Source organism: Brachybacterium massiliense, assembly GCF_900184245.1.
Taxonomy (GTDB): domain Bacteria; phylum Actinomycetota; class Actinomycetes; order Actinomycetales; family Dermabacteraceae; genus Brachybacterium; species Brachybacterium massiliense.
Map to the genome: position 1 here is coordinate 604,956 of NZ_FXXB01000008.1, position 12,960 is coordinate 617,915.

General features: G+C 72.2%; 9 protein-coding genes. 3 read left to right on the plus strand and 6 right to left on the minus strand.

Annotated elements, in window-relative coordinates; translation table 11 throughout:
• The first annotated feature begins 52 nt into the window (after window positions 1–52).
• Complete coding sequence (cobA, locus tag BN4251_RS12780; protein ID WP_087485452.1) at window positions 53–1,618, plus strand: uroporphyrinogen-III C-methyltransferase; 1,566 nt, start codon at window positions 53–55, stop codon at window positions 1,616–1,618.
• A 22-nt stretch (window positions 1,619–1,640) separates the two neighbouring features.
• Here cobA and ilvD read toward each other — a convergent pair whose 3' ends face one another.
• The 5 genes from ilvD to BN4251_RS12805 form a co-directional block, all read right to left on the minus strand.
• Entirely contained in the window at window positions 1,641–3,473 is a 1,833-nt protein-coding gene (gene ilvD, locus BN4251_RS12785) for a dihydroxy-acid dehydratase (protein WP_087485453.1), read from the minus strand.
• A gap of 101 nt (window positions 3,474–3,574) precedes the next feature.
• Window positions 3,575–5,089 carry an Asp-tRNA(Asn)/Glu-tRNA(Gln) amidotransferase subunit GatB gene (gene gatB / locus BN4251_RS12790; protein ID WP_087485454.1) on the minus strand — a complete coding sequence of 505 codons (1,515 nt, stop codon included), beginning with the start codon at window positions 5,087–5,089 and terminating at the stop codon, window positions 3,575–3,577.
• Window positions 5,089–6,594, minus strand: coding sequence for an Asp-tRNA(Asn)/Glu-tRNA(Gln) amidotransferase subunit GatA (gene gatA / locus BN4251_RS12795; protein ID WP_087485455.1), 1,506 nt, complete (start codon window positions 6,592–6,594; stop codon window positions 5,089–5,091). The genes gatB and gatA overlap by 1 nt, the downstream gene beginning before the upstream one ends.
• Before the next feature lie 2 nt (window positions 6,595–6,596).
• Window positions 6,597–6,893 (minus strand): Asp-tRNA(Asn)/Glu-tRNA(Gln) amidotransferase subunit GatC, encoded by a 297-nt coding sequence (gatC, locus tag BN4251_RS12800; protein WP_087485456.1) that lies wholly within the window; start codon window positions 6,891–6,893, stop codon window positions 6,597–6,599.
• A gap of 18 nt (window positions 6,894–6,911) precedes the next feature.
• A complete protein-coding gene (locus tag BN4251_RS12805) occupies window positions 6,912–7,664 on the minus strand; it encodes a GNAT family N-acetyltransferase (RefSeq protein WP_170931960.1) in 753 nt (250 codons plus the stop codon).
• A 184-nt stretch (window positions 7,665–7,848) separates the two neighbouring features.
• Between BN4251_RS12805 and BN4251_RS12810 the strand changes: the two genes are divergently transcribed.
• Window positions 7,849–8,076 (plus strand): hypothetical protein, encoded by a 228-nt coding sequence (locus BN4251_RS12810; RefSeq protein ID WP_087485458.1) that lies wholly within the window; start codon window positions 7,849–7,851, stop codon window positions 8,074–8,076.
• Between the two features lie 60 nt (window positions 8,077–8,136).
• Window positions 8,137–10,398 carry a RecQ family ATP-dependent DNA helicase gene (locus tag BN4251_RS12815; protein ID WP_087485459.1) on the plus strand — a complete coding sequence of 754 codons (2,262 nt, stop codon included), beginning with the start codon at window positions 8,137–8,139 and terminating at the stop codon, window positions 10,396–10,398.
• Window positions 10,399–10,422: 24 nt separating this feature from the next.
• Here BN4251_RS12815 and BN4251_RS12820 read toward each other — a convergent pair whose 3' ends face one another.
• Window positions 10,423–12,957 carry an NAD-dependent DNA ligase LigA gene (locus BN4251_RS12820; RefSeq protein WP_170931961.1) on the minus strand — a complete coding sequence of 845 codons (2,535 nt, stop codon included), beginning with the start codon at window positions 12,955–12,957 and terminating at the stop codon, window positions 10,423–10,425.
• Window positions 12,958–12,960 lie beyond the last annotated feature (3 nt).

Here is a 12,960-nt window from a genome sequence, read left to right on the forward strand (position 1 = left end):
GCCGCGGTGACCTTCCCCGTCACCGCGGCGAGCCCTGCCCCGAAAGGCTCCCGTGCACTCCCCTGCTCCGCTTCCCGACCTCGAGCCCGTCACTCTCGAGCCCGGCTCCGTCGCCCTGATCGGCGGCGGTCCCGGCGCTCTCGATCTGCTCACGCTGCGCGGCTGGTCCCTGCTGCGGCAGGCCGACGTGGTGGTCGCCGACCGCCTGGGCCCGACGGCGCTGCTCGAGCAGCTGGGCCCCGAGGTCGAGGTGATCGACGTGGGCAAGACCCCCGGCCGTCCCAGCCTCGGCCAGAGCGGGATCGGCGAGCTGCTGGTGGAGCGGGCGAGGGCCGGTCATCGCGTGGCCCGCCTCAAGGGCGGCGATCCCTTCGTGCTCGGCCGCGGCGGCGAGGAGGTGCTGGCCTGCCGAGCCGCCGGGGTGCCGGTGCAGGTGGTGCCGGGCGTGTCCTCGGCGATCGCGGGTCCGGCGGCGGCCGACGTGCCGGTCACCCACCGCGGTGCCTCCGTCGCCGTGCACATCGTCAACGCGCACGGCGACCTGGGACCCGCGGATCTCGCGGCACTCGCCGATCCGGGCACCACCACGGTGCTCATGATGGGAATGGGCTGGCTGCCGCGCCTGGTGGCCCAGGCGCGGCTGAACGGCATCGACCCCGCCACCCCGGTCGCGATCGTGCAGGAGGCGACGCTGCCCGGTCAGCGTGCCGTGCACGGCACCCTCGCCACGATCGAAGAGATCGCGGCGGAGGCCGGGATCGGCCATCCCGCCGTGATCACCGTGGGCCGCACCTCCGCCGAGGGCTTCCTGCGCCCGCCGGAGCCCGCCTCCCCGGCGCACGGCGCGGGGCGCGAGGCGCTGGTGGGCCCAGCACCGGTGCCGGTCGCCGCGGATCCCGTGATGCCTGTGCTGATCGGGACCGCGCACGGCACCCGGCTGCGGGAAGGGCGCGACGAGATCCGCGCGATCCTGCAGCGCGTCGCCGCGCTGCTGCCCGAGGCGACCGTGCGCGAGGCCTATGTGGACGTGCAGACCCCCACCCCGGCAGAGGTGGTCGCCGAGATCGCTCCGGCGCGCGGGGACGGCCGGCGCACGCGCGAGCAGAGCCCGCCCGCCGCGGTGGTGGTCCCGCTGTTGCTGACCACCGGCTTCCACGTGGGCGACGACATCGCAGGGGCCGTGGCCGATCATGAGGCGGTCGCGGCGGCGCCGATGGGCCCCGATCCGCGTCTGGCCGAGGTGATGGCCGACCGGCTCGCGGAGGCGGGCGCGCATGCCGAGGACGCGGTGGTGATGGCCGTGGCCGGCACCCGTGATCCGGCCGGGCAGGCGATGGCGCACGAGATGGGCGCCCTGCTCTCGCAGCGGCTGGGCCGGGAGGTCACCGTCGCGTTCATCGCCGCGGCCGAGCCGTCGGTGCCGGATGCCGTCGCGCGCCTGCGCGGCGGGGACGAGGCGGAGGGGCGGGTGGTCATCGCGTGCTACCTGCTCGCTCGCGGCTTCTTCCACTCCCAGCTCGAGGGCACCGGCGCGGATCTGGTGGCCGAGCCGCTCGGCGATCATCCGCTGATCGCCGAGCTGCTCGTGGATCGCTATCGCGGGGCGCTGGGCACCTGATCCCGCCCGCTCGCCCGCCCGCTCAGTCCAGCGGGCGGCGGGTCGCGCCGTAGGTGGCCGAGCGCACCAGGTGCGCGTAGACCTTCAGTGCCTGGGAGACCTTGCGCTCGCGCTGAGCGGGACGCCAGGGCAGCGGGCCCTTCTGCTCACGGCGGCGGGCCAGCTCGTCCTCGGGGACATCGAGCTCGAGCAGGCGCTTGTCGACGTCGATGATGATCCTGTCGCCGTCCTCGATCAGGCCGATCAGCCCGCCCTCGGCGGCCTCCGGGGAGATGTGCCCGATCGAGACGCCGCTGGTGCCGCCGGAGAAGCGGCCGTCGGTGATCAGGGCGCAGGTCTTCCCCAGGCCGCGGCCCTTGAGGAAGGAGGTGGGGTAGAGCATCTCCTGCATGCCGGGACCGCCCTGGGGGCCCTCGTAGCGGATCACCACGACGTCCCCGGCCTTGACGGTCTTGTCGAGGATCTTCTGGACCGCCTCCTCCTGGGAGTCGCAGACCACCGCGGTGCCCTCGAAGTGGAAGAGGTCCTCGGTGACGCCCGCGGTCTTGAACACGGCGCCGTCACGGGCGAGGTTGCCCTTGAGCACGGCGAGGCCGCCGTCCTTGGTGTGAGCGTGCGGGACGGAGCGGACCACCCCGTTCTCGCCGTCGGTGTCGAGCTCGTCCCAGGTGTTGGTGGTGGAGAACGCCTGGGTGGTGCGCACCCCGCCGGGGGCCGCGTGGAAGAGGGCCTCGGCCTTCTTCGTGGCGGTGCCGCCGCGGATGTCCCATTCGGCGAGCCAGCTGGCCAGGTCCGGGGAGTGGACGGTGTGGATGTCGTGGTCCAGCAGCCCGGCCCGGTCGAGCTCGCCGAGGATCGCGGGAATGCCTCCGGCGCGGTGGACGTCCTCGACGTGCGCGGTGCCGTTGGGTGCGACCTTCGACAGGGTGGGCACCAGGCGGGAGATGCGGTCGATGTCGTCGAGGCCGAAGTCGACCTCGCCCTCGATCGCGACGGCGAGGATGTGCAGGATCGTGTTGGTCGAGCCGCCCATCGCGACGTCCATCGCCATGGCGTTGTGGAACGCGGCCCGGGTCGCGATCGAGCGCGGCAGCACCGACTCGTCGCCGTCCTCGTAGTAGCGCTTGGCGAGGTCCACGATCCGCCGGCCGGCGTCGAGGAAGAGCTCCCTGCGGAAGGCGTGGGTGGCCAGCGTGGTGCCGTTGCCGGGCAGGGACAGGCCGAGCACCTCGGTGAGGCAGTTCATCGAGTTCGCGGTGAACATCCCCGAGCACGAGCCGCAGGTGGGGCAGGCGTTCTCCTCGACCTCGGCGAGCTGGGCGTCGGTGATGGAGTCATCGGCGGAGAGCGACATCGCATCGACCAGGTCGATGCGGTTCTCGGTCACGCCCTCGACGGGCTTGCCGGACTCGGAGGGGCCGCCGGAGACGAAGATGACCGGGATGTTCAGCCGCATCGCGGCCATCAGATGGCCCGGGGTGATCTTGTCGCAGTTGGAGATGCACACCAGCGCGTCGGCGGTGTGGGCGTTGACCATGTACTCGATCGAGTCGGCGATGATGTCGCGGCTGGGCAGCGAGTAGAGCATGCCGCCGTGGCCCATCGCGATGCCGTCGTCCACGGCGATCGTGTTGAACTCCTTGGAGACGCCGCCGGCCTTCTCGATCGCGCCTGCGACCAGGTCGCCCATGTTCTTGAGATGGACGTGGCCGGGCACGAACTGCGTGTAGGAGTTGGCGATCGCGATGATCGGTTTGCCGAAGTCCTCGCTCTTCATGCCGGTCGCGCGCCAGAGGGCGCGGGCGCCTGCCATGTTGCGGCCGTGGGTCGAGGTGCGTGAGCGGAGCTGAACCATGGATCCATGCTACGCCGCCATGCGAGATGGCGGTGTCACCATCCGGACAGCGGACGGCCCGGCCCCGAGCGGGACCGGGCCGTGCCGGGATCGCCGGGGCCTCAGGAGACGCCGAGCTTGTCCATGATGATCTCGCGCACGCGGCCGGCGTCGGCCTGGCCGCGCGTGGCCTTCATGATCGGGCCGATCAGTGCGCCGATGGCCTGGACCTTGCCGCCCTGGATCTTCGCGACCACGTCGGGGTTGTCGGCGATCGCCTGATCCACGGCACCGGTGAGCACCGAATCGTCGGAGACCACGGCCAGACCCTCGGCCTCGACGATCGCGGCGGGATCGCCCTCGCCCTCGAGCACCTTGGTGAGCACCTGCTTGGCGATCTTGTCGTTGATCTTCTTCTCGTCGACGAGGCCCTGCAGCTCGGCGACCTGCGCCGGGGTGACCGCGAGGGCGCTCAGCTCGGTCTCGCGATCCTTCGCGATGCGGGCCAGCTCGCCCATCCACCACTTGCGGGCGCTCTGGGCGCTCGCCCCGGCGGCGACGCTCGCCTCGATGAGGTCCAGGGCGTCGGCGTTGACGACGTCCCGCATCTCGAGATCGCTGAAGCCCCACTCGCCGAGCAGACGGCGACGGCGCGCCGCGGGCAGCTCTGGCAGCGAGGCGCGGATCTCCTCGACCCACTCCCGGCCCGGGGCCACCGGCACCAGATCCGGCTCGGGGAAGTAGCGGTAGTCCTCGGCGTCGGACTTCGGGCGGCCCGAGGAGGTGCCGCCGGTGTCCTCGTGGAAGTGGCGGGTCTCCTGGACCACCTGCTGGCCGGCGTCGAGCACGCCGGCCTGGCGGGAGATCTCGTAGCGCACGGTCCTCTCGATCGAGCGGAACGAGTTCACGTTCTTGGTCTCGGTGCGGGTGCCCAGCGGCGACTCGGGGGTCTCGCGCAGGGAGACGTTGATATCAGCGCGCACGTTGCCGCGCTCCATCCGTGCCTCGGAGACGTCCAGCGCCCGGAAGATGTCGCGCAGGGTGCGCACGTAGGCCGCGGCGACCTCGGGGGCGCGCCCCTTGGTGTCCGGGATCGGCCTGGTGACGATCTCCACCAGCGGCACGCCGGCGCGGTTGTAGTCGACCTGGGAGTGGGTGGCGCCGTGGATGCGTCCGGTGGCGCCGCCGACGTGGGTGTTCTTGCCGGCGTCCTCCTCCATGTGGGCGCGCTCGATCTCGACCCGGACGATCTCCCCGTCCTCGAGCTCGACGTCGACCCAGCCGTCGAAGGCGATGGGCTCGTCGTACTGCGAGGTCTGGAAGTTCTTGGTGAGGTCCGGGTAGAAGTACTGCTTGCGCGAGAACCGGCAGGTCTCCGCGATCGAGCAGTTCAGCGCGAGGCCGATCCTGATCGCGTACTCGACGGCCCGACGGTTGACCACCGGCAGCGCGCCGGGCAGGCCCAGCGAGGTCGGGGTGATCGCCGTGTTGGGCTCGGCGGCGAAGATGTTGGGTGCGCCGTCGAACATCTTGGTGACCGTGCCCAGCTCCACGTGCACCTCGATGCCGAGCACCGGGTCGAAGCGGGAGATGGCGTCGTCGTAGTCGACGAGGTCGAGGTCGGCTGCAGTGCTCATCACTTCGCTCCGTTCATGAGCTCGGGGGCCTTGGACAGCAGCGGGCCGCCCCAGGAGTCCTCGAGCAGCGCCTCGAGGGCACCGCCGACGCGGTACAGGCGCTCGTCGGCCCTCGCGGGGGCGAGGAACTGGATGCCGGCGGGCAGGCCGTCCTCGGCGAGACCGCTGGGGATGGTGATGCCCGGGGTGCCGGCGAGGTTGGCGGGGATGGTGGCGATGTCGTTCATGTACATCGCGGTGGGGTCGTCGATCTTCTCGCCGAGGCGGAAGGCGACGGTGGGCGCGGTGGGCGAGGCGAGCACGTCGACCTGCTCGAAGGCGGCGGCGAAGTCGCGCTGCACCAGGGTGCGGACCTTCTGGGCGCTGCCGTAGTAGGCGTCGTAGTAGCCGGCCGAGAGGGCGTAGGTGCCCAGCAGGATGCGGCGCTTGACCTCGTCGCCGAAGCCGGTGCCGCGGGTGGCCTTCATGACATTCTCTGCAGTAGGACTGTCGTGGGGCACCACTCTGAGGCCGAAGCGCATGCCGTCGAACTTGGCGAGGTTGCTCGAGGCCTCCGAGGGCATGATCAGGTAGTAGGCGCCCAGGGCGTAGCGGAAGTTCGGGCAGGAGACCCGCACGATCTCCGCGCCGGCGCGCTCGAGCTGCTCGAGCGACTCGGTGAAGCGGGCGCTGACCTCGGGGGCGAAGCCCTCGCCCTCGAGCTCCTCGATGACGCCCACACGCAGCCCCTTGACGTCCTTGCTGCGGGCGGCCTGGGTGAAGGCGCCCACCGGATCGGTCAGGGAGGTGGAGTCCAGCGGGTCGTGGCCGGCGATCAGCTCGTGCAGCAGCGCCGAGTCCTCGACGGTGCGGGAGACGGGCCCGGCCTGGTCCAGCGAGCTGGCCATGGCGATCAGTCCGTACCGGGAGACGGAGCCGTAGGTGGGCTTGACACCGACGGTGCCGGTGACTGCTCCGGGCTGGCGGATCGAGCCCCCGGTGTCGGTGCCGATCGCCAGCGGTGCCTCATAGGCGCCCACGGCCGCGGCCGAGCCGCCGCCGGAGCCGCCGGGGATCCGCTCGCGGTCCCAGGGGTTGCGGGTGGGGCCGAAGGCGCTGGTCTCGGTGGAGGAGCCCATCGCGAACTCGTCCATGTTGGTCTTGCCCAGAATCGGCAGCCCGGCCCTGCGCAGTGCGGTGACCAGGGTCGCGTCGTAGGGCGGGATCCAGCCCTCGAGCATCTTCGAGCCGGCGGTGGTGGGCTGGCCCTCGGTGACCACGACGTCCTTGACGGCGATCGGCACCCCGGCCAGGGCGTGCAGCTCCTCGCCGGCGGCGCGGCGGGAGTCGACGTCCTTCGCGGTGGCGAGCGCCTCCTCGGTGCTCACGTGGAGGAAGGCGTTCAGGTCGCCGTCGACGGCGGCGATGCGGTCCAGGTGGGCGCGGGTGAGCTCCTCGGAGGAGATCTCCCCGGCCGAGAGCGCGCCGGCCTGCTGGGCCGCGCTGCGGCGGATGATGTCGTTCATGGTCACTCCTCGCCCAGGATCTGCGGGACGGCGAAGCGGCCGTCCTGTGCCTCAGGAGCGCCGGCCAGCGCCTGCTCCTGGGTCAGGGTGTTCGCGACGACGTCCTCACGGAAGACGTTCGTCATGGCAATGGGGTGGGACGTCGCGGGAACATCCTCGGTGGCGACCTCGGAGACGGAGGCGACAGCGTCCATGATGGAGTCGAACTCGCCCGCGAAGCGGTCGATCTCCTCCTCGGTGAGCTGGATCCGTGCGAGGTCGGCGAGGCGTGCGACGTCATCTCGTCCGATCGAAGGCATGGGGACATCCTAAGCCGGTCAGGCCCCTGCGGTGCCCACCCGGTAGTGGTAGCCGCCGGTGCGAGTGAAGCCGAGATCACGGTAGAGACGGCGTGCGGGGGTGCTGTCCTCCTCCACCTCGAGCAGGGCGCGCCGGGCCCCCTGCACGGCGGCGAGCGCGAGCAGCGTCCCGGACAGCGCCCGGCCCAGTCCGCGGCGGCGCTGCGCGGGATCCACCGCGATCATGTTGAGCACCGCGACGGTCTCCTTGCCGACGCTCACCAGCGCGGCCCGGCCGACGGCGGCATCGGCCTCACCGCCGGGAGCCGGCAAGCGCACCTGCAGCGACACGGTGCCGCCGAGGATCTCGCGCAGCGTCCGCTCCGCCTCCGCCCCCTCCCGCGGTGCCAGGGCCCAGGCGGCGCGGAACCAGTCCTCGTCCAGCGCGCCGGTGGAGATCACGGCAGCGGGGTGGGGGCGCGGCAGGGTGCCGGTCAGCGGCTTCTCGAGGATCTCGCTGCGGCCCACGAGCTCGTCGCCGCGCTCGGCCAGCAGAGGGTCGAGCGCCTCGGGCGAGACCCCGTCCACGATGCGGTGCACGGGCCGCTCCCCCGTCATCGCGACCAGCGCCTCGACCCGTTCGAGGGCGGGCACGAGCTGCTCGGCGGAGTCGGGGGCGTCCAGGGCGAGGATGCTGTGCGCGCGCCGGGTCACGCCGCGGGAGCGGAACACCGCGAAGCCGTCGGCGTCCAGACGCTGGAGCGGCTGCCAGCCGCCGATCAGCGCCTCCATCAGGCGCCTCCCGGCGAGCGGACGAGGGGTCGGGGACGAGGCGGAGCCTCGGGAGCGTCGAGTCACCCTCGCGAGCCTACCCAGCTCGCCGGCGGCGCCCGGCCTACCGCTCGTTCCTCCCTGACGTGGCGGCGGGTTTCCTCGCTAGACTTCGGTCTCCACCGGAGAACGAAGGGACCTCGACATGTCCGTCGACCCGAACATCGATTACCACGCCCACGATCCCGAGGACGGCGAGGAGCGCTCAACGGATCCCGTGCTGCGCGAGGCGCAGGAGCTCGAGGCGAAGATGCGCCGTGCGCTGGCCACGAAGGACGATCCGCTGCGGGACGACGAGTCCACCTCGGAGCGTCTGCGTCGGCTCGAGCGGGAGGGCTCCTCCCCCAGCACCCCCACCTCCTCGGACGACTGATCCTGCCGCCGCCCGGCGGACGCGGGATCATGCGTCGGGGGCGGTTGCCACACTGGGGGCATGAGCGACGGCTTCTCGACCCCCGACTCCTCCGCCCCCACCTCGCTGCGCGAGGAGGCCCGTGACGCGCTGCGGGCCCTGACCGGGAACGCGGACGCCGACTTCCACCAGGGCCAGTTCGAGGCGATCTCCGCGCTGGTCGAGCAGCGGCGCCGGGTGCTCGTGGTCCAGCGCACCGGCTGGGGGAAGTCCGCGGTCTACTTCCTGGCGGCCCTGCTGCAGCGTCGGCGCGGCGCGGGCCCGGCCCTGATCGTCTCCCCGCTGATCGCGCTGATGCGCGACCAGGTCGCCGCGGCGCGCCGAGCCGGGGTGCGGGCGGAGGCGATCAGCTCCGCGAATCCCACCGAGTGGTCCGACATCGAGCAGGCCCTGGCCGCTGATCAGCTGGACGTGCTGCTGGTCTCGCCCGAGCGGCTGGTCAACCCTCGCTTCCGCGAGGAGCAGCTGCCCGCGCTGGTGGACCGCTGCGGGCTGCTGGTGATCGATGAGGCGCACTGCATCTCCGACTGGGGCCACGACTTCCGTCCCGACTACCGCCGCCTGCGAGACCTGGTGGCGCAGCTCGGCGCCGAGGTGCCGGTGCTCGCGACCACCGCGACCGCGAACTCGCGCGTGGTGGCGGATGTGGCGGAGCAGCTCGGCGTCCAGGCGACCGGCGGCGGCGCGGCGGGCTCCGAGGTGCTCACCCTGCGCGGCTCCCTGACCCGTTCCTCGCTGCGCCTGGGCTCGCTGTCGCTGCCCGATGATCGGGACCGTCTCGCCTATCTCGTCGAGCATCTCGACCGCTTCGAGGGCTCGGGGATCATCTACACCCTCACCGTCTCCGCCGCGGAGGATCTCGCGGAGCTGCTGGACCGGCCCGACCGTCCGGTGCGCGCCTACACAGGGCGCACCGACGCCGAGGACCGGGCCGAGCTCGAGCAGGCGCTCAAGGACAACCGGGTCAAAGCGCTCGCGGCCACCAGCGCCCTGGGCATGGGCTTCGACAAGCCGGATCTGGGCTTCGTGATCCATCTCGGCGCCCCCAGCTCCCCGGTCGCCTACTACCAGCAGGTGGGGCGTGCGGGCCGTGCCACGGACAGCGCGGACGTGCTGCTGCTGCCGGGCCGGGAGGACCGCGCGATCTGGGAGTACTTCGCGACCGCCTCGATGCCCTCGCAGGAAAGCGCCGCGAGCGTGCTCACGGCGCTGGCCGAGGCCGATCGGCCGTTGAGCACCGCGGCGCTCGAGGCGCGGGTGGATGTGCGGCGCACGGCGCTGGACCTGCTGCTGAAGGTGCTCGCGGTCGACGGTGCGGTGCAGAACGTCAAGGGCGGGTGGATCTCCACCGGCCGGCCGTGGACGTACGACGCCCCGCGCTACGAGCACGTGGCCCGGGCGCGGCGCGAGGAGCAGCAGGCGATGCTCGAGTACGAGGGGCTGCGTGCCGGTGATCCGCAGCAGTGCCGGATGCTGTTCCTGGCCCGTCAGCTCGATGACGACACCGCGGAGCCCTGCGGCCGCTGCGATGTGTGCGCGGGGCCCTGGTACCCGCTGCCCGGCGCCGCACCGGCCGGCGGAGCACAGGCCGATGGCGCTGCGTCGAGCGCGGCCGAGAGCAGCCGGGAGGCCGTCTCGAAGCTGCTGGACCGGGTGGGGGTCCCCGTCGAGGCCCGCAAGCAGTGGCCCCAGGGGCTGGACCGGCTCGGGGTCACCGGCGAGTCCGGCGCCCCGCTGCGAGGGAACATCCCGCCCGACGAGCGCGTCGAGGAGGGACGCGCGGTGGCGCGGATGTCCGATCTGGGCTGGGCCGTGCCGCTGCGCGCACTGCTCGCCACCGATGAGGACGGGCGGCGGCTGGACGCCGAGCTCACCCCGGCGATCGCCCAGCGCGTGATCGAGGTGCTCGGCGCCTGGGACTGGGAGCAGCGTCCCGCGGCGGTGCTCGCGATCGGCTCCGCGACCCGGCCCCGCCTGGTGCGGGACCTCGCCTCGGGCATCGCGCGCGTGGGCAGGATGCAGGACCTCGGCGTGCTCCCGCTGGCCGCGGAGGCAGGCCCCCTCCACGGTGCCCGCAACAGCGCCTTCCGGATCGCCGCCCTGCAGGGGCGCTTCGAGATCACCGAGGAGCTGTCCCAGGCGCTCAGCGCGCTCGAGGGGGCACCGATCCTGCTGGTCGACGACGAGATCGACACACGTTGGACGATGACTCTGGCGGGACGGATGCTGCGGCGCGCCGGTTCCGGCCCCGTGCTGCCCCTCGCGCTCGCGCTGATCGGGTGAGCACCCAGGGTCGAGCAGGATGAGTCAGTCCTTCTCGGCCTCGCTCGGCGGGGGCGTGTCCTCGGCGACCGCCTCGGCGCCTCCCTCGAGCAGGGCCACGAAGCCGGCCTCGTCGAGGATCCGCAGGCCGAGATCGCGGGCCTTGGTCTCCTTCGAGCCGGCGTTCTCGCCGACGACCACGAAGTCGGTCTTCTTCGAGACGGAGCCGGAGGCCTTGCCGCCGCGGGTGATGATCGCCTCCTTCGCCCCGTCTCGGCTGAATCCCTCGAGCCCGCCGGTGACGACGATCGTGAGGCCCTCGAGGGTCTTCACGAAGCCTTCGACGACCTCGTCGGCCATGCGCACTCCGGACCGGGCCCAGCCGTCCACGAGCTCGCGATGCCAGCCCACGGAGAACCACTCCACCACCGCCTCGGCGATGATCGCGCCCACGCCGTCGGTGTCGGTGAGCTGCTCAACGCTCGCCTCCCGGATCGCGTCCATCGAACCGTAGGCGGTCGCCAGGGAGCGCGCCGCGGAGGGGCCGACGTGGCGGATCGACAGCGCCACGAGCACCCGCCACAGCGGCTGGTCCTTCGCCTTCTCGAGCTCCGCCATCAGCGTCTCGGTGGACTTCAGAACCGCGGGGTCCTTGACCTGCTTCCACACGCCCTCGCGCTTGTAGTGGCGGAACTGGGGGCGCGACCAGAAGGCGGGCTGGATGCGCCAGTCCCCCGTCGGCTCCCCGTCGCGCCGCTCGGGCTGCCACACGAACACCTCGCGCAGCGCCTCGGGGGTGAGGTCGAACAGGTCCGCGCCGGTGCTGATCACGCCCTGCTGCTCGCCGGGCAGCAGCGGGTCCTCGGCGTCGGTGATCCGCAGCAGCGGGACACCGTCGTTGCCGGCGGTGATCTCACCGTTCTTCACCACGCAGAACTGCTCGCGCTCGGTGTCGGAGAGATCGCGGATCGGCAGATGGATGCTGTGGCCCGCGCCGAGCGCGGCGAGCGCCTCCCCGCGGCGCTTGTCCGGGTCGGTGAGCGCGATCGCGCTCTCCTCGCCAAGGGACTCGATGTCGAAGGCGCCGCGGGATCCGGCATGCTCCACCCGGCCGGTGACCTGGGCGGGGCAGTCCTTGCGGTTGGGGCAGCGCCAGTCCTTGTCCCCCTCCTTCTCGGGGCGGATCTCGGTGCCGCAGGCGGGGCAGGCGGTGGGCATCACGAAGGGCCGCTCGCTGCCGTCGCGCAGGTTCTCGACGGGGCCGAGGATCTCGGGGATCACGTCACCGGCCTTGCGCAGGATGACGGTGTCGCCGATCAGCACGCCCTTGCGCTCGACGTCGAACTGGTTGTGCAGGGTCGCTTTCTCCACGGTCGAGCCGGCGACGGTGACCGGCTCCATCACCCCGAACGGGGTGACCCGCCCGGTGCGACCCACCTGGACCTGGATGTCCAGCAGCTTCGTGGTGACCTCCTCGGGCGGGAACTTCACCGCGACCGCCCAGCGCGGGGCGCGGGAGGTGGAGCCGAGCGCGCGCTGCTGGGAGAAGGCGTCGACCTTGACGACGATCCCGTCGATCTCGTGCTCGACGTCGTGACGGTGCTCGCCGTGATGCTCGACGTACTCGATGACCTCGTCGATCGAGTCCGCGACCTGCATGTAGCGGCTGGTGGGCAGCCCCCAGGAGGCCAGCAGCTCGTACATCTCGCTCTGGGAGCCCACGGGCGGATCGGGCCAGGCGCCGAGGCCGTGGACGGTCAGGCGCAGCATCGACAGTCGCGCCTGGCCGGCCTCCCGCTCGAGGCCCTCCTTCTTGTCCAGCTGCTGGCGCAGCCCGCCCGCGGCGGTGTTGCGCGGGTTCGCGAAGGTGGGGAAGCGACGGGTCGCGGCGAGCATCTCGCGCTCCTCGTCGAAGGCGCGGCGGCCCTCGGCCTGGCGGGCCTCCCAGCGCTGGCGCGACTCCTGCACCGCACGTTCGCGCAGCTCGACCTGGAGGTCGTTCAGGCGCGTGAAGTCCGCGGTGGGCATGAACACCTCGCCCCGCACCTCGACCAGCGGCGGATGCCCCTCCCCGTCGAGACGCTGCGGGATGCCGTGCACGCGCAGGGCGTTGGCGGTGACATCCTCGCCGGCGCGGCCGTCGCCACGGGTCGCGGCGGTGACGAGCTCGCCGTGCTCGTAGCGGAGGTTGATCGCGAGCCCGTCGATCTTCAGCTCGAGCAGGTAGCGGGTACTCCCGCCGAGCTCGGCGGCGGCGTGCTCGCACCACTGGCGCAGCTCCTCGGAGGAGAAGACGTTGTCCAGGCTCTGCATCCGCTCGGCGTGGTCGATCGTGGGCAACCCGGCGCCGAGCGCCCCGCCCACGGTGCGGGTGGGCGAGTCCTCGGCGGCCAGCTGCGGGTTCTGCTCCTCGAGCGCCCGCAGCTCCTTCTCGAGCTCGTCGTACTCGGCATCGGCCATGGTGGGAGCGTCATGCTCGTAGTAGTCCACGCGCGCCTGCTCGATCTGCGCGGTGAGCTCTGCGATGCGCTGCTGCGCGGTCTCGTCGGCGGTGCGGGGGTCCTGCTCGTTCGTGGTCACCCG